Source organism: Neisseria sp. 19428wB4_WF04 (genome assembly GCF_015235335.1).
Classification (GTDB): domain Bacteria; phylum Pseudomonadota; class Gammaproteobacteria; order Burkholderiales; family Neisseriaceae; genus Neisseria; species Neisseria musculi.
Genome location: NZ_JADGLG010000021.1, coordinates 1 through 17,066 on the forward strand (window position 1 = coordinate 1; position 17,066 = coordinate 17,066).

13 protein-coding genes, 1 other RNA gene and 1 pseudogene are annotated in these 17,066 nt (G+C 57.6%); 7 read left to right on the forward strand and 8 right to left on the reverse strand.

The window, feature by feature from the left end:
* On the forward strand, positions 1-772 hold a 772-nt coding region (locus IR141_RS06270), incomplete at its 5' end, for a nitroreductase family protein (RefSeq protein WP_228068180.1).
* Positions 773-1,380: 608 nt separating this feature from the next.
* Here the strand turns inward: IR141_RS06270 and hpnC are convergent.
* Together hpnC and ffs are read right to left on the reverse strand one after the other, a co-directional pair.
* Positions 1,381-2,196: a squalene synthase HpnC gene (gene hpnC / locus IR141_RS06275; RefSeq protein WP_135034831.1), complete on the reverse strand. Its 816-nt coding sequence runs from the start codon at positions 2,194-2,196 to the stop codon at positions 1,381-1,383.
* Between the two features lie 150 nt (positions 2,197-2,346).
* An RNA gene (gene ffs / locus IR141_RS06280) (signal recognition particle sRNA small type) lies at positions 2,347-2,443 on the reverse strand.
* A 264-nt stretch (positions 2,444-2,707) separates the two neighbouring features.
* Between ffs and IR141_RS06285 the strand changes: the two genes are divergently transcribed.
* Positions 2,708-6,535, forward strand: coding sequence for a DUF3683 domain-containing protein (locus tag IR141_RS06285; protein ID WP_135034832.1), 3,828 nt, complete (start codon positions 2,708-2,710; stop codon positions 6,533-6,535).
* Between the two features lie 260 nt (positions 6,536-6,795).
* Positions 6,796-6,924, forward strand: a complete 129-nt coding sequence (locus IR141_RS13810) for a hypothetical protein (RefSeq protein ID WP_255518801.1) — start codon at positions 6,796-6,798, stop codon at positions 6,922-6,924.
* Here the strand turns inward: IR141_RS13810 and IR141_RS14180 are convergent.
* The 3 genes and pseudogenes from IR141_RS14180 to IR141_RS06300 form a co-directional block, all read right to left on the reverse strand.
* Positions 6,921-7,603 (reverse strand): annotated as a pseudogene (locus IR141_RS14180) (SDR family NAD(P)-dependent oxidoreductase). The gene IR141_RS13810 and the pseudogene IR141_RS14180 sit on opposite strands and share 4 nt — an antisense overlap.
* Before the next feature lie 241 nt (positions 7,604-7,844).
* Entirely contained in the window at positions 7,845-8,792 is a 948-nt protein-coding gene (locus tag IR141_RS06295; RefSeq protein WP_135034834.1) for an aldo/keto reductase, read from the reverse strand.
* 220 nt (positions 8,793-9,012) lie between these two features.
* Entirely contained in the window at positions 9,013-9,723 is a 711-nt protein-coding gene (locus tag IR141_RS06300) for a putative quinol monooxygenase (protein WP_135034836.1), read from the reverse strand.
* Positions 9,724-9,840: 117 nt separating this feature from the next.
* On the opposite strand from IR141_RS06300, the gene IR141_RS06305 reads away from it, so the two are divergent.
* Complete coding sequence (locus IR141_RS06305) at positions 9,841-10,089, forward strand: hypothetical protein (RefSeq protein ID WP_135034838.1); 249 nt, start codon at positions 9,841-9,843, stop codon at positions 10,087-10,089.
* 133 nt (positions 10,090-10,222) lie between these two features.
* On the opposite strand, the gene IR141_RS06310 is transcribed toward IR141_RS06305, so the two are convergent.
* A complete protein-coding gene (locus tag IR141_RS06310) occupies positions 10,223-10,891 on the reverse strand; it encodes a cytochrome b/b6 domain-containing protein (protein WP_135034840.1) in 669 nt (222 codons plus the stop codon).
* Between the two features lie 111 nt (positions 10,892-11,002).
* Here IR141_RS06310 and IR141_RS06315 point away from each other — a divergent pair, with 111 nt between their 5' ends.
* On the forward strand, positions 11,003-11,932 hold the full coding sequence (locus IR141_RS06315) for an NAD(P)H-hydrate dehydratase (protein ID WP_135034842.1): 930 nt from the start codon (positions 11,003-11,005) through the stop codon (positions 11,930-11,932).
* A 359-nt stretch (positions 11,933-12,291) separates the two neighbouring features.
* Here IR141_RS06315 and gyrA read toward each other — a convergent pair whose 3' ends face one another.
* Positions 12,292-15,078, reverse strand: a complete 2,787-nt coding sequence (gene gyrA / locus IR141_RS06320) for a DNA gyrase subunit A (RefSeq protein WP_135034844.1) — start codon at positions 15,076-15,078, stop codon at positions 12,292-12,294.
* Between the two features lie 362 nt (positions 15,079-15,440).
* Between gyrA and IR141_RS06325 the strand changes: the two genes are divergently transcribed.
* Positions 15,441-16,043: a CNP1-like family protein gene (locus IR141_RS06325; RefSeq protein ID WP_135034846.1), complete on the forward strand. Its 603-nt coding sequence runs from the start codon at positions 15,441-15,443 to the stop codon at positions 16,041-16,043.
* Positions 16,044-16,046: 3 nt separating this feature from the next.
* Here IR141_RS06325 and IR141_RS06330 read toward each other — a convergent pair whose 3' ends face one another.
* Positions 16,047-16,220 carry a hypothetical protein gene (locus IR141_RS06330; protein ID WP_167743074.1) on the reverse strand — a complete coding sequence of 58 codons (174 nt, stop codon included), beginning with the start codon at positions 16,218-16,220 and terminating at the stop codon, positions 16,047-16,049.
* On the opposite strand from IR141_RS06330, the gene IR141_RS06335 reads away from it, so the two are divergent.
* Complete coding sequence (locus IR141_RS06335) at positions 16,209-16,979, forward strand: TSUP family transporter (RefSeq protein WP_135034848.1); 771 nt, start codon at positions 16,209-16,211, stop codon at positions 16,977-16,979. The genes IR141_RS06330 and IR141_RS06335 overlap by 12 nt on opposite strands.
* The last annotated feature ends 87 nt before the right edge of the window (positions 16,980-17,066 follow it).

A 17,066-nucleotide genomic window follows, 5' to 3' on the forward strand; every position in this document is an offset into this window, starting at 1 on the left:
CCCCCCCACACAGGAAACCGCCATGAATCCCACCGTTGACACCCTGCTCGGGCACCGCACCTGCCGCCGTTTCAAAGCCGGCCTCACCATGCCGCCCGAACACCTGCAAACCATCATCGACTGCGCCCGCCGGGCCCCTTCGTGGATGAACGGCCAACACTACACCATCATCAACATCACCGCGCCCGAATTGCGCGCGCAGATTACCGCCCTGCAACCGGCCAACCCGCAAATCGGCACATGCAGCACCTATCTGGTTTTTGTGGCCGACCTGCACCGTGCCGGTTTGTGCAGCCGCGCCTATCACGGCACGTTCAGTGCCGCCGGCGATCCCGACAGCCTGATAACCGCCGTTACCGACACCGCGCTGGCCGCCCAAAACGCCGCAACGGCCGCCGAAAGCCTGGGCTACGCCACCTGCTACACCGGCGGCATCCGCAGCACCGCCGCCGAGCTGGTTGCATTATTGGGGCTGCCCCCGCACACCTTTCCCGTTTTCGGACTCTGCATCGGCACACCCGACACCGAAATGCCGCTCAAACCGCGCCTGCCCGAAAACACCGTTTACGCCGAAAACCGCTATCCCGAAGAGCAAACCCTTTCAGACGGCCTCGAGCAATACGAGCGCACCATGACCGCTTTCGGCGAAGCGCGCGAAAAATTTCCCTACCGCGAAAAATTCGCCCGCCATTACAGCAGCAGCTATGCCCCCGAAAACCTTTTCCTGCTGAAAAAGCTAGGCTGGCTGACCCAAACCGCACCGGGCAGATAATGCCCCTGCCGCAGAATCACAAAACACCATGCCAAGCCCATGGCGGCGGGCAGATACTTTCAGACGGCCTGAGATCTTTACTACATTCATTCAGGCCGTCTGAAATATTCAGCCATCGTCATCAGCTTCGCCGGTCCTCTGCACTCCCTCCGCACAATTCAAAACTATATCGCGTGCCACATCCCAACGCCGCCCGTACCGGAGCGGAAACCCTAATGTTGCCGCAAACCCGCCGGCCCTGCTGCCGCATTGCTGCCATTGCTGCGCCTTGGCTCAAGATGGCGGTTGTGTCAGCCGCCAAAGCAGCAACAGAACCGGTTCCGCATTATCCCTATGTTTGCGGCTTGCTGCTTTTCACCGAAAATGAACGCACCCATCATCAATAGCGGGTTTGCCGCCGCAGCCGGCAGCTACCGGATGGCAACAACCGGTAAAATCCGCCCGGATTACCGCCCGTACCGAAATAACAGCGGTTGAACATTTCAGACGGCCTGAACGGTAATGGCGGTGATTGAGTGTTTCAGACGGCCTAAACGGGAATAACAGCGGTTAAACATTTCAGACGGCTTGAACGGATTGTAAAGGCAACCACCTTGCGCCTCCTTCGATTATTTCTTCAACACCGCCCGCTTCACCACCACCCACCAATCTTTTGCCTCCAGCACGGGGCGGTGGTTGAACACATCGTAGCGGCCGGCTTCGAGTTTGTGCAGAATCTGCTGCGCGCCCAAAACAATCATGCGCAACTCCAACCCCATGCGGCCTTTGAGCGTTTGGGCCAGAGGCGAGCCGGCTTTGAGCATTTTATGGGCGCGCCCGCATTCATAGGCCATCAGCCGCTGAAAAGCAGAATCTGCCCTGCCCTCGGCAATCTGCGCCTCGCTCACACCGAATTTCTGCAAATCGCTCTGCGGGATATACACGCGCCCTTTCTGCCAATCCACGGCCACATCCTGCCAAAAATTAATCAATTGCAACGCGGTGCAGATGCCGTCACTCTGCGCAAGGCTCAAGGCATCGTGTTCGCCGTAGAGATGCAGCATGATGCGCCCCACCGGGTTGGCCGAACGGCGGCAATAATCTACCAGCCCGCCGAAATGCTGGTAACGCTTTTGCTGCACATCCTGCCCGAATGCGCAAAGCAGGTCGTAAAACGGCTGCAGGGGCAGGCCGAACGGTTGCAGCGCTTCGGCCTGCAAACGCTGCATCAGTTTGGTTTGCGGCACTTCACCCCGGGCTATTCTATCGAGCTCTCCGCGCAAACCGGCCAAGGCCAGCAAGCGTTCCGCATCAGTTGCGGCGCCCTCATCGGCAATATCATCGGCGGTGCGGGCAAAGGCGTAAACGGCGTGGGTGGGCTTGCGCAAACGGCGCGGCAGCACTATCGAGCCGACAGGGAAATTTTCATAATGGTTTACCGACATACGGGTTTTCCGGCAGGTTTTTTTTGATAAAGGGAAAAAGGCTTGAAGGCCGTCTGAAAAACAGCCGTCTGAACAACGGGAAACAGCATATTCCTGCAAGCAGCGAAACAAAAACACCGATGAGCCGGCCATCGGTGTTTTTCAAATCAGGGCGGCGAGCCCGACCCCCGGCACTGGCGCATCAGAGTGGGCTGCTGGCTTCCGCCCCTGACCCGTTGTTCCGAATTACCATGCGGGGAGACCCGCCGTAAGGTAGGCATTATATCTGCTTTGCGCGCGCATACCAAGCGTTAATTGCGCCTGTTTCCGGCCAAAGCGGCAGCTTTGCCGGCAAACCCTTTGCCTGCATGAACGGCCTGCATATTGTATGCCCATATTTTTCCATTGAAAAAAGGCATAAACTACATTAAATTGATTTTCCTGATGTGATGCTTTCAGACGGCTTAATCCGGATTGAAGGCCGTCTGAAAAATAAAAACCTGCCCACACAACCCTATCGGAACCGCACACCATGACCGCCGCCCAACCGCGCATCCGCGAAATCCCCTATAACTACACATCTTATTCCGACCGAGAAATCATTATCCGCCTGTTGGGCGAAAATGCTTGGAACGTATTGCAGGCATTGCGCAGCCGGCGCAAAACGGGGCGGTCGGCGCGTATGCTGTTTGAAGTGCTGGGCGACATTTGGGCGGTGGAGCGCAATCCTTATCTCATCGATGATTTAATCGAACACCCCGCCCGCCTGGCCGCACTGGTGCAGGAAATGCACCACCGCCTGGGCGAAATCCGCAAGCGGCGCGACAACAACAGCCAAGTGGCCGAACTGCTGCTTTCGGCCGAGGCAGCGGTTAGGCGGTTTGACGAAAGCTTTGAAGCCACCCGCCGCAAACGCAGGCAGATTCTGGCGCGTTTGGGCAAAATCACCCGCAGGCACAACATCATGTTTGACGGCCTCGCCCGCGTGAGCCACGTTACCGATGCCACCGACTGGCGTGTAGAATACCCGTTTGTGGTGGTTAACCCCGACAGCGAAAGCGAAATCGCGCCGCTGGTGCGCGCCCTGATTGAGTTGGATCTAACCATCATCCCGCGCGGCGGCGGCACCGGTTACACCGGCGGCGCAGTGCCGCTCGATGCCATGAGCGCGGTCATCAACACCGAAAAGCTCGACCGGCACAACGGCGTGCAATATGTGGAACTGCCCGGTTTGGAGGGCACCCATCCGGTTATCTGCTGCGGCGCCGGCGTGGTTACGCGGCGGGTGGAAGAAGCCGCCGCCGCTGCCGGGCTCGTGTTTGCGGTCGACCCCACCTCGGCCGATGCCTCCTGCGTGGGCGGCAACGTGGCCATGAACGCCGGCGGCAAAAAAGCGGTATTGTGGGGCACCGCGCTGGACAATCTTGCCTGGTGGAAAATGGTCAATCCGCAGGGCGAATGGCTGAAAATCGAGCGGGTTCGCCACAACTTCGGCAAAATCCACGATGAAGACACCGCCGTGTTCAACATACACACGCTCGCTTCAGACGGCCTTAGTATTGCCAAAACCGAGCGTTTGGAAATCCCCGGCTGCCGGTTCCGCAAAACCGGCCTGGGCAAAGACGTTACCGACAAATTCTTAAGCGGCCTGCCCGGCGTGCAGAAAGAAGGCACAGACGGCATCATCACCGGCTGCGCTTTCGTGCTGCACACCATGCCCGGGCATATCCGCACCGTCTGTTTGGAATTTTTCGGCACCGTTGCCAACGCCACGCCTTCCATCGTGGAAATCCGCGACTACCTGCTCGGCCACGGCAGCGTCAAACTGGCCGGTTTGGAGCATCTCGACTGGCGTTATGTGCGCGCGGTCGGCTACGCCGCCAAAGCAGCGGGTAAAGGCCGCCCGAAAATGGTGTTGCTGGCCGACTTGGTGTCGGACGACGAAGCCGCCGTGGCCGCCGCCGCCGAACACATCATCGGCTTGGCGCGCGCGCGCGACGGCGAAGGCTTTGTGGCCGTGTCGCCCGAAGCGCGCAAAACCTTCTGGCTCGACCGCAGCCGCACCGCCGCCATCGCCCGCCACACCAACGCCTTTAAAATCAACGAAGACGTGGTGATTCCCTTGGAGCGTTTGGGCGAATATTCAGACGGCATCGAGCGCATCAACATTGAATTGTCCATTCAAAACAAACTCACGCTGTGCAACGCATTGGTGCAATACCTTTCAGGCAGCCTGCCCGTGGAACGCATGGGCACGGAGCTGCCCGCCAGCGAATTGCTCGGCGACCGCGCCAAACACGCCTTGGCACACGTGAAAGCCGTGCGCGAACGCTGGCAATGGCTGCTCGACAACATGGACTTGCCCTTGGCGGATTATCAAAACCGTTACGGCGCACACGCCTTTGCCGACCCCGCCGCCAACGCCGCCGAAAGCTGTTTCATCGCCTTTCGCGATTTCCGCCTGCGCGTGTCCGTAAAAGAAGACGTGATGAAGCCCTTGGCGGAGATTTTCAGCGGCCGCGCCGATGAAAAAATCATGGCGGGGCTGGGCAAAATCCACGCCGACACCGTGCGCGGGCGCGTGTTTGTGGCGCTGCACATGCACGCGGGCGACGGCAATGTCCACACCAATATCCCCGTTAATTCCGATGATTACGAAATGCTGCACACCGCCCACCGCGCCGTGGCGCGCATCATGGACTTGGCGCGCGGCTTGGACGGCGTGATTTCGGGCGAACACGGCATCGGCATCACCAAATTGGAGTTTCTCACCGATGCGGAAATGCAGCCGTTTTGGGACTACAAAGCCAAAGTGGACCCGCAAGGCCGCTTCAACCGCCACAAGCTGATGAAAGGCTCGGATTTGCGCCGCGCCTACACGCCGTCTTTTGAACTGCTGGGCTTTGAATCGCTGATTATGGAGCAGTCGGCGCTGGGCGGCATCACCCACGCCGTTAAAGACTGCCTGCGCTGCGGCAAATGCAAGCCCGTGTGTTCCACCCACGTCCCCCGCGCCAATTTGCTGTATAGCCCGCGCAACAAAATCCTCGGCGTGGGGCTGCTGGCGGAAGCGTTTTTGTATGAAGAACAAACGCGGCGCGGCGTGTCGCTGCAACACTTTGACGAGCTGGGCAACATCGGCGATCACTGCACCGTGTGCCACCGTTGCGTGAAGCCCTGCCCCGTCAAAATTGATTTCGGCGACGTTACGGTGGACATCCGCCACTTTTTGCAGCAGTCGGGCAAGGCCAAGTTCAGCCCCGCCGCCGCCGCCGGCATGGCGCTGCTGAACGCCAAAGACCCGCGTGCCATCAAGCTGCTGCGGCAAGCCGTGGCCAAAGGCGGTTTCAAACTGCAAAACTTCGCTTACGAATTGGCGCAGCAGTTCCCCGTGGGCGCGGACAAGCAGAAAACCGCCCCCAAAGCCACCACCGGCAAAACCCCGCTAAAAGAGCAGATTGTGCACTTTATCAACCGCCCGCTGCCGCGCAACGTGCCAATTAAAACCGCCCGCGCGCTGCTGGGCATCGAAGATGCCAAAACCGTGCCGATTATCCGCAACCCGCAAACCGGCGAAGATGCCGAAGCCGTGTTCTACTTTCCCGGCTGCGGCTCCGAGCGGCTGTTCAGCCAAGTGGGGCTGGCTGCCCAAGCGATGCTGTGGCACGCCGGCGTGCAAACCGTGCTGCCGCCCGGCTATCTCTGCTGCGGCTATCCGCAAGATGCAGGCGGCGATCAAGCCAAAGCCCAACAGATGACCACCGAAAACCGCGTATTGTTCCACCGTTTGGCCAACACCTTGAACTATCTCGACATCAAAACCGTAATCGTCAGCTGCGGCACCTGCTACGACCAGCTCGAGCAATACCGCTTCGAAGACATCTTCCCCGGCTGCCGCATTATCGATATCCATGAATTTCTGCTCGAAAAAGGCATCAAACTCAAAGGTATATCCGGCCGGCAGTATCTCTACCACGATCCCTGCCACAGCCCGATCAAAACCATGAACGCCGCCCAAACAGCAAGCGGGCTGATGGGCAAAAAAGTAGTTTTGAGCGACCGCTGCTGCGGCGAGAGCGGCATGTTTGCCGTGAAACGCCCCGACATCGCCACCCAGGTAAAATTCCGCAAGCAGGAAGAAATCGAAAAAAACCTGGCGCAACTGCCGCAGGGAGAGCCGGTGAAAATGCTTACCTCCTGCCCCGCCTGCCTGCAGGGGCTGAGCCGTTACCGCGACGACAACCAACTGCCGGCCGACTATATCGTGGTGGAAATGGCCAAGCATATTCTCGGCGATAACTGGCAGAATGAATTTGTCGCCAAAGCCATTAACGGCGGCATAGAAAAAGTGCGGCTGTAAACCCTGCTGCCTGCCGGCAAAACAACAGGCCGTCTGAAAACACTTTCAGACGGCCTTTGCATATTTTGCCCGATGCCGTCTGAAAACTGCGGCTCGGCTGTTAAGGCGCGGCCTGTTTTCTTCGGCGGCATGGGCGGGCAGTTGCCGCCAACGGTTTCCCGCCGTCTTGCCGCCGTGGCTGCCGCCTGTTTTCTTTGGCGGATTGGTTTGGATGCAGGGTTGCCGGTGCGGTCAAAAGGCTCCATCGGCTGTTTTTTGAAATGCCCTCATTGTTTTTTTCAGACGGCCTTTACGCCTTTGCCCGAAGCCGTCTGAAAATGTTCAAACCTTTTCAGACGGCTCAACCGCGTTGCGGCGGGCTTTTTGCCGCCGATGCTCGGGCAGATTAAATGCCGAATCCCCCGTCTACGCCATAATGCGAGCCGGTAACGTAAGCGGCCTCTTCCGAGGCAACAAACCCCACAACCGGTGCAATTTCATCAGGCTCGGCAAAACGCCCCGGGGGCACAGTCTGCTCAACGGCTGCCTCATAATCTTTGGCCTCTTGCGCACTTAAGCCCAATTTGTCGTAAAGCGGGGTTTTGGTTGCGCCTGCGGCAACGCTGTTTACGCGTATCCCCAACGGGGCGGGTTCTTTCGCCCAAGTGCGGGTCGGGCTTAAAACCGCTGCTTTGCTGGCGGTATAGACAGAGTTTGCCGGCATCGGGTTATCGACCAGGCCAGATGTGATGTTCACCACATTGCCACGGCTTGCTTTAAGCAGCGGAAGCGCTTGCGATGTTACGTCTATCACGGCGCGGACGTTTAAGTCGAATGTGCGGTCGAAATCTTCGAGACGGATATTTTCAATGGGGTAACAGGTGCGATGCCGGCATTGTTCACCACAATATCCAGCCTGCCGAACTTCGCTTGAATATCGGCAAGAATGCGGGCTATGTCTGCCGAGTTTGACACATCGCCGACAATGTAGCCGATATTGGCGTGGCGGCCTGCGCTTTCCTGCAAGGTGTGTTCGCTGCGGCCGACAATCACCACATGCGCACCGTTTTGTGCAAAATAGCCGGCGATGCCGGCCTATGCCGGAGCCTCCGCCGGTATTAAGGCGACTTTGTTTTGTAGTTTCATTGTTTTTCCTGACAAATGGGGTGGTTGATATCAATTAGATGTCGAATGGTCTGCATCGGTTATGCACTCCGCTGCCTTGATGCAGTTTATGATTTCCGACCGCTCCGGATAACGGCAAACCAAGCCGCAATGTGCTAACGGAAACCAAAGGTGCCAAACCTGCTCTTCCCAACCGCTGCACGGCTCAGGCCATCGGGTTTTCCCACTCGCCGCGTGTGTCCGCGCCGGTTTCGTCTGCCAGCTTTTCCAGCCGGGCAATGTCATCGGCCGAAAGCACCAATCGCGCGGCTTTGGCGGCATCGGTTACGTGGCGGGTTTTGGTGGCGCCGATAATGGGCAGCGTGCCTTTGGCAACCGCCCAAGCCACGGCCACCTGTGCTGCGCCCGCATTTTGCGCCGCGCCGATTTCGGCCATCGCATCGGTGAGTTTTTGCAGCTGCGGCAGCATTTTGTTGTAGGTTTCGGCGCGTTGGCTGCCTTGCGGCAAGGGGTTTTGCGGATTGTATTTTCCGCTTAACGCGCCCTGCTCCAACACCATATAGGCAAAAAAGGTGATGCCGTTTGCTTTGCAGTAATCGAGAATGCCCGCCTTTTCGGATTCGCGGTAAAGCAGGCTGTAGTGGTTCTGCACGGCTTCGACCTTGAAGCCCGCGCCGCCCAAAATTTCATTCGCCCGCTTGATTTGCGCAAGATTGTGGTTGGAAACGCCCACGGCTTTCACTTTGCCGCTTTGCAGCAGCGGAACCAGCATCGGCGTCCAACGTTCTACGTCATGGGCGTTGTGAATCCAGTAAATATCGACAGCATCTGCGCCCAGGCGTTGCAGGCTGCCTTCGAGCATGGCAGCCACGGGGTCGGAAGCGGATTCATCGGCGGTTTGCGGGGTGAATTTGGTCGATAACAGCACGCTGCCTTGCGGATATTTGCGCACCAGTTTGCCCAGCTCGGTTTCAGAGCTGCCCATGCCGTACACGGCGGCGGTGTCCCACAGGTTCAGCCCTTCCAGCATGGCGGTGTCGAACACTTCTTTTATCTGCGCTTCGGTTAAGTTGTTGCCGAACACGGCATCGCCGCCGGCAAAACCTGTGCCCCACGACCAGGTGCCCAGTGCGGTTTTCGGTAATTTCTGCATATTAATGCTCCTTCTTATCAATCATTTAAGCCGAAAGCCCTTCGGTTTGACGGGTGTTCTGCACGGGATAATGCGGCACTCCGCCCCGGCGCCTGCTGATGCGCCGTTTGGCGTGCGCTGTTGCCGCTCCGCCCGTGCAGTGTTTTCGGTTTGTGCAGACACGGACGCGTCATACGGGCGGCAAACCATGCGGCGGAATATCGGCTCCCGCCCGCCACGGTTACGGCTCGGGTGCATGAAAAAGCAGCCCGCCCTGATTGCCCAGATAGGCGGGGGTGATGTCGATGGTCTGCCTGTCGGCAATCATGGCTGCGGTCTGCTTCAGATAATGTTGAAAATGGGGCGTTTCACGGTGCGTTTCGTAGGCGGCATCATCGGCGTAGATTTCAAAAAACAGCCATTTGTTGGGATTATCCTGCTCCGTTGCGGCATACATCGCCAGCACGCCCTTTTCCGCTTTCAACGATTGCACCATTTCAGCGGTAACGGCGCGGGCGAATGCCCGGCTGTGTTGCGGTTTCACTTCCACCCTCTCCAGATTGATGCGGCTTGTTTCAGACGGCCTGATTTTCTTGTCGCCCAGAAAAACGGGGGTTAAGGCAATGCGCTGTTTGTGGTCGGTGAGGATTTTCGGGGAGACAGCGAGAAAGGCGCGGTATTGCGGCGATTGGGCGTGTGTCTGATACGCCGCTTCATCGGCATAAATTTCAAACATATACGCCATATCCGGATCGGCTTTCTGCTTCACCGAATACATCGCCAGCGTGCCTTTTTCGTTTTGGATTGAAGTGCGGATATTGTTTTCGCCCACCGCATCGTATTGCGCGGTTCGGCCGCTTTGCACGCCCAGCTCAAAGGCATTGAAAACCGGCGCGGCTTGGGCGGACAAGCCCGCCGCCAAAGCCAATAGCAACGCGCTTTTTTTGTTCATTTTTCATCTCCTGATTGCGGATATATTGGTATGGTGAAGACATTTGTTTTCGGCGGCAGGCGGCATGGCGCACCGGGCCGCATCAGTTGCCTCACGGGCGGCGGTCAAGCCTTTCTTTTGGGACGGAGGCACCGCAATGCCGCAGCGGCAGTCAAACGGACACGCCATAGCGCTTCCCTACGCACACGCTACCAGGCTGATGCCGCCCAAGCAGTGCAAAGGCCGTCTGAAAACGGGAAAGCTGCCCGAACAGCGTCAAACACAGACAGAATGAAAGCGGCAAGCCGTCTGAAAAAACAGATGCCTGCCCGAGTGCAAGGCTGTCTGAAACAAGGAGCACCGGCTGAAAGCATCAAAGCCGTCTGAAATCGGAACGCTTGATTGGAAGCACCAAGGCCGTCTGAAAGCACTTAATTTCAAAAACTTTCAGACGGCCTTATATTGCGCCCCATGAAAAGGGGCATTTTTACATTCTTTCCAATACCTCTACACTCCGGCTCTAACCGGCTGTGCCGGCAAACCACACCGCCGCCGCAACGGCAGCCGCAACAGCCAAAGCCGCTGCCAGTTTGCCGCTGCCGGCAAATGCTAATGCAGGCAGCTTGCCTTCGATAAATTTATAGCCGGTGATCATGGGTTTGATCAGATCATGCTTTTTTAGAAATTTATAAATAAAAATGGTGGCAACGTGTATGCAGATTAAGCCCAATAACGCATTGAAAAAGGTAACGTGCACGGTGCGCAGCGTGCTGCCCAAGCCGTCGCCTGCCCAGCCGTTGAGATAGCCGCTGTTGGTGAATGTGTTTTCATCGTTGGCAAACAAACCCGTTGCCACCTGAAACAGCACCGCCGCCAGCAGGGCCAACACCATCAGCGCGCCCAACGGGTTGTGGCCGGGTTGTTCGTTTTCGCTGATTTCACCTTTGAGGTAGCGTGCAATCTGCCCCGGCCCGCGCACAAAGTTGGCAAAGCGTGCTGTGTCGCTGCCCCACAGCCCCCAGCAGATGCGGAACACAACCAGCACCAATATCAACAGCCCCACCCGCAAATGCCATATCAAAAGGTTGCCGCCCGTTTCGGCGCTGTACCACATAAAGGCGGTGGCGGCCGCCAGCGTCCAATGGAAAATCCGCGTGGGCAAATCCCAAACTTTCAGTTTTTGCTTCATAATCTGCTTTCGTTCTTATATGATGGTTTGTGCCGTTTTCAGACGGCCTGCCGGCAAAGAGCCGGCCGTCTGAAATTTTTTGTGATTGTAATGGATTTGCACGCAGGAATCATGATGTTTTCAAGCCCTTACCAAAGTAAACGTTTTGCCGCCCAGTTGGAGGCCGCTTTGCAGTTTCCGCAGCTTTTCACGCCGCGCGCGGCCGATAGCCACAAAGGCACACACGGCACGCTGGCGGTTGTCGGCGGCGCGGCGGGCATGAGCGGTGCCGTGATTTTGGCCGCCACAGCCGCCATCTACAGCGGCTGCGGCAAAGTGTGGGCGGGCTTCAACCAAAACACCCTGCCCCTGCCTGTTGTTCCCGAACGCCCCGAAATTATGCTCGCCACCGCGCCTGTGTTACAGCAGCGCGGCGACATCAGTGCCTGGGTGTTCGGCTGCGGCTTGGGGTTGTGTAGCGAAGCCGCATCCTTGCTGCGCACTCAATTGCAGCGTTGTGGAAACGAACCGCTGCTGCTGGATGCCGATGCCCTTACCCTGCTGGCGCGCCACCCGGAAGCAGCGGCACAGGCAGGCAGGCGCAGCAATGTTATTCTCACGCCCCACCCCGCAGAAGCCGCCCGCCTGCTGGGCATATCTACCGCTGATGTGCAGGCAGACCGCGGACAAGCAGCCGAGTGCATCAGCCGCCGGTTTAACGCTTACACCGTGCTCAAAGGCCGCCACACATCGATATGCGCCCCAAACGGCAGCTTGCTCCACACCAACCGCAGCGGTAACCCCGGCCTGGCGGCGGCAGGCAGCGGCGATGTGTTGAGCGGCATCATCGGCAGCCTGCTGGCGCAAGGCATCAGCCCCGAACAAGCCATTTGCGGCGGCGTGTGGCTGCATGGTGCCGCCGCCGATGTATTGAAAGATTCCGAAACCGGCGAAACCGGTATGCTCTCCGGCGAGATCGCCCCCGCCGCCCGCTGGCTGCGCAACCGCATCACCGCCAACCTGCACCCTGAGAGCCAAGCCCGCGAAACCCTGCTACCATGAATCGGCTTTATTTTTGATATAAGGCAACAAGCCGCAGACAATGGCAGACAGTATAAAGCCGGCTCTGTTGCCGCTTGGGCGGCCGATGGTATCTTTCTCTTTAGGCTAAAGTGCAACAATGCCATAGCTGAAATGAAAGGGTTTCACGATGATTCGGTTTAATGCGGGTTTAAGGCAACTCCGGCAGACAGTGCCATACACAACCGGTTCCGTTGCTGTTGGGGCGGCTTACCAAACTGCTTTCTTTAAGCAGGCGGACTGACGCTGCCGTTATTTTAAAGTGGGTTGGCACAACCATCGGAAAGGCCGTCTGAAAACCTATGTTCAGACGGCCTCAATCACGGCTGGTGTTTAAACGGTTATCCCCGCCTGTCATCACCGGCAATGTCCCCGGCAGATTCGGCTTCGGCGCTTTCGCCGTGTTCTCCGCCGCCTTCTTCAAGCATTTCGTCTTCTTCCGGCTCGGCAATCCGCTCGAGGCTCACCAGCATTTCGCCCTCATCGAGATTGATCAGGCGCACGCCTTGGGCAGCACGGCCGGTTTCGCGGATTTGCGCCACTTTGGTGCGGATTAACACGCCGCCGCTGGTAATCAGCATCAAATCATCGCTTTCGTTTACCAGCGTGGCGGCTACCAACTCGCCGTTGCGCTCGCCGGTGTCGATGGCGATGATGCCCTGCCCGCCTTTGCCTTTGCGGCTGTAGTCTGTAATCGGCGTGCGTTTGCCGTAGCCGTTTTGCGTGGCGGTGAGCACCTGCTGTTCGGTATGGTCGGGCGGGGAAACCAGCAGGCTGACGATGCGGCCGCCTTCAGGCAGGCGCATACCGCGCAAACCGCCGCTGCCCCGACCGGACGGGCGTACGCCGTTGCCTTTCAATACGGGCGCATCGGCACCGTCCGTTTCATCGTGTTCGGTTTCGGCTTCCATATCAAGGCCGTCTGAATCTTCGTTTTCCAAATCATCGGCTTCGCCGCTGCGTTCGTAATATTCGTTAAAGCGGATGGCTTTGCCGAGATTGGAAAACAGCATAATATCGCTGGTGCCGGAGGTTTTCGCCACCCCCACCAGCGAATCGCCGTCTTTGAGGGCAATGGCCTTGATGCCTTGCGTGCGCACGTTTTTAAACGCGGAAAGCTGCACTTTTTTCACCATACCCTGCGCGGTGGCGAAGAAAACGTATTCGTCTTCGGGGAACTCGCGCACGGCCATAATAGCGCTGACCTTTTCGCCTTCGTCAAGCTGAATCACGTTGTTAATCGGGCGGCCTCGGCTGTTACGCCCGCCTTCGGGCAGTTTGTACACCTTAATCCAGTGACACTTGCCGAAGTTGGTAAAGCACATCAGATAATCGTGGGTGTTGGCGACAAACAGGGTTTCGATAAAGTCTTCGTCTTTGGTGGCGGCAGCCTGTTTGCCGCGCCCGCCGCGCCGCTGCGCCTGATAATCGGTGGTGGGCTGGGTTTTGATGTAGCCGCCGTGGGTGAGCGTTACCACCATTTCTCGCGGCGGAATCAAATCTTCATCGGCAATATCGCCGCCAAACGGGTTGATTTCACTGCGGCGCCCATCGCCGAAATTGGTTTTGATTTCTTGCAGTTCTTCACCAATGATGGCGGTGATGCGCTCGGGCTTGGCCAAAATATCCAGAAAATCAATAATCTGCCCCATGATGGTTTTGTAGTCGGCCACGATGGTGTCTTGATCGAGGCCGGTGAGGTTGCGCAGGCTCATGCGCAAAATAGCATCGGCCTGAATGTCGCTGAGAAAATAGCCGCCCGCCTGCAAACCCAAACCTGCTGGCAGGCCTTCGGGGCGCGCCATCTGCATATCCAAATCGGTGCGCGCCAGCATTTCGCCCACCAAACCCGACTGCCACGGGCGCGAGAGCAGTTTTTCTTTGGCTTCGGGGGCATCGGCGGATTCTTTGATAAGCTGAATCATCTCATCAATATTCGACAAGGCCACCGCCTTGCCTTCGGCGATATGGCCTTCGTGGCGCGCCTTTTTCAGGCGGAACAGGGTGCGGCGGGTAACGACTTCGCGGCGGTGGCGCAGAAATTCGCTCAAAATCTGTTTCAGATTAAGAAGGCGCGGCTGGCCGTCTACCAAAGCCACCATATTGATGCCGAAACTGTCTTGCAGTTGGGTTAATTTATACAGTTGGTTTAAAACCACTTCGGCATTTTCGTTGCGCTTCAGTTCGATCACCACGCGCATACCCGATTTGTCGGATTCATCGCGCAGATCGGAAATGCCTTCCAACACTTTGTCGCGCACCAGCTCGCCGATTTTTTCCACCAGCTTGGCTTTGTTTACCTGATAGGGGATTTCATCGATGATAATGGCTTCACGCTCGCCGTTTTTGCCGATAGGCTCGATATGGGTTTTACCGCGCATCACCACGCGGCCGCGGCCGGTTTTATAACCCTCGCGCACCCCGCCCAAGCCGTAGATGGTGGCGCCGGTGGGGAAATCGGGGGCTTTGATGATATCGATTAATTCGTCTATACCGGTTTGCGGGTCGGCCAGCAATTTCAGGCAGGCATCGATGGTGTCGGGCAGGTTGTGCGGCGGAATATTGGTGGCCATGCCCACGGCGATACCCGAGGAGCCGTTTACCAGCAAAGCGGGAAAACGGGTGGGCAGCACCAGCGGTTCGCTTTCGCTGCCATCGTAGTTGGGGCCGAAATTAACGGTTTCCTCTTCGATGTCGGCCAGCATTTCGTGGGCGATTTTTGCCATGCGGATTTCGGTGTAGCGCATGGCCGCCGCGCCATCGCCATCGACAGAGCCGAAGTTGCCCTGGCCGTCTACCAACACATAGCGCATCGAAAAATCCTGCGCCATGCGCACGATGGTGTCGTACACCGCCGAATCGCCGTGCGGGTGGTATTTACCGATAACGTCGCCGACAATGCGGGCAGATTTTTTATATGCACTGTTCCAATTGTTTTTCAATTCGTGCATGGCATACAGCACGCGGCGGTGCACGGGTTTCAGGCCGTCGCGCACATCGGGCAGCGCGCGCCCCACAATCACGCTCATGGCGTAATCGAGATAGCTGCGGCGCATTTCTTCTTCAAGGCTGACGGGGAGGGTTTCTTTGGCGAAATGATGGTCGTTGCGGATGGTGGCGTCGGTCATAACGGGATAGCGGTTTCTATAGAAAAATTTTCGCGCCATTTTAGCATAAAACGCGCCTGCATTGGCGTATCCGCAATGTTCGATACCGAGCCCGCCGCAGCCGTCTGAAAAACCCGCCCTGCCTCAGAGATGCCCTGCATGCCGCTTTCAGACGGCCTTTGCAAACCGTAAAACCATATGGAACACAACGCAGCCGGGCAAAGACAGTACGGCAGACCATGTGGTTCCCTACGTTTTACCGCAGCCTCTGCAACCGGCAAACCTATGCCGGGCTGTGTAACAAATGCCCGCCGCCGTGCGCCGTTGCGCCCGCCTGCCCTCCGCCTTACAATGACCGCTGTTTCCAACTCACGGAGAGCCTTATGCGCCCGATTCTGATGCTTGCGCTGGCCGCAACCGCCCTGCAGGTTTCCGCTGCCCCGCGCAGCGATAAAGACACCTTCGAAAACACCCGCTACCAGGAAAGCGAAGCCGAAAAATCGGCGCGGGAATTTAAAGAAGCCGATGTCGCCCTGCCTGCCTTTCCCGACACAAAAAACGGCGGCTGGTTTGATATTGATGCCGGCAACGCTTTCGACAAGCGGCCGAAAATCCTGCTCGAGAGCATCGGCCGCGCGCCGGACGGCACGGTGCGTTATGTTTTAAACGTGCAGTCGAAGCAGGGGCACGACAATCTCACCGCCGAAGGCATTTACTGCGCGTCCTCTTCTTTCGGCGGCGAGAACAAACGCTCGGCTTATAAAGTATTCGGCTACGGCGATCCGGTCAATCAACGCTGGATTGCCCCGAGTAAAGGCAGCTGGAAAAACATAGGCTCGATTCTCAGCGGTGCCGACCCCATACGCGGCCCGCTGTTCCGCGCGTTCTGCGAAGACGGCACCCCGAGCGGCGGGCCGGCTCTACAGCAGCGGGTTATCGAACGGGCGGGCAAACATCATCCTTCCCTGACCAACCGCAACAAATAACCCTCAAGGCCGTCTGAAAATGTTCAGACGGCCTTCTGCCTTTAACGCAACCGCATCGTTGTTTTGAACATTCTGCCATATTCCCGCCGGCCCGCGCCGCCAGAAACCGCCGCTTTCCTGCGGTGCAGCACGCCACAGCGGCAATACTGAAAAACTGAAAACATCATGGATCTTCACCTTATTGCACTTCTTGCCATCGGCTTTCTGGCCGGGCTGATGGATGCTGCGGTGGGCGGCGGCGGTTTGTTGCAGATTCCCGCCCTCTTTAACGCCCTGCCCAACAGCGTGCCGGTTACCTCGGTGATGGGCATCAACAAATTTGCTTCATTCAGCGGCACCTTCACCTCCTCGGTTCAATTTGTGCGCAAAATCCGCGTGCCGTGGAACATGCTGCTGCCCGCCGCCGTGCTGGCGTTTCTGGCTTCTTACGGCGGCGCGCGGCTGGTAGCCTATCTGCCTGTCCACCATATCAAACCGGCAATGCTGGTGATTATGGCGGCGATGTTTGTTTACACGTTTTTTAAAAAAGATTTGGGGCAGGTTGCCCGCACCGCGCAACTGAGCCGCAAAGAAACCGCATGGGGGTTGTTTTTCGGCGCCCTGATCGGTTTTTATGACGGCCTGTTCGGCCCGGGCACCGGCAGCCTGCTGGCTTTTGTGTTTGTGCGTTTTTTCGCTTACGACTTTCTCACCGCCACCGCTTCGGCCAAAGTGATTAACTTCACCACTAATCTGGCCGCACTCGCGTTTTTTATCCCCAACGGCCACATTGTTTGGGCATGGGCGCTGCCGCTGGCGGCCGCCAACCTGTGCGGCGGGCTGGCGGGCACGCATCTGGCGATACGCGGCGGCAGCCGCTTGCTGCGCTATGGGTTTATGGTGCTGTTGTGCGTGTTAATCGGCAAATTCGGCTGGGACCTGCTGCACACAGCATAAACGTTTTATCAAACAAACGCTTGTTTATAAAAGGCCGGGGCTCTGCAAAAATCAAAAGCATCAGAAAAAGTTTGTCTGCCGCCATTG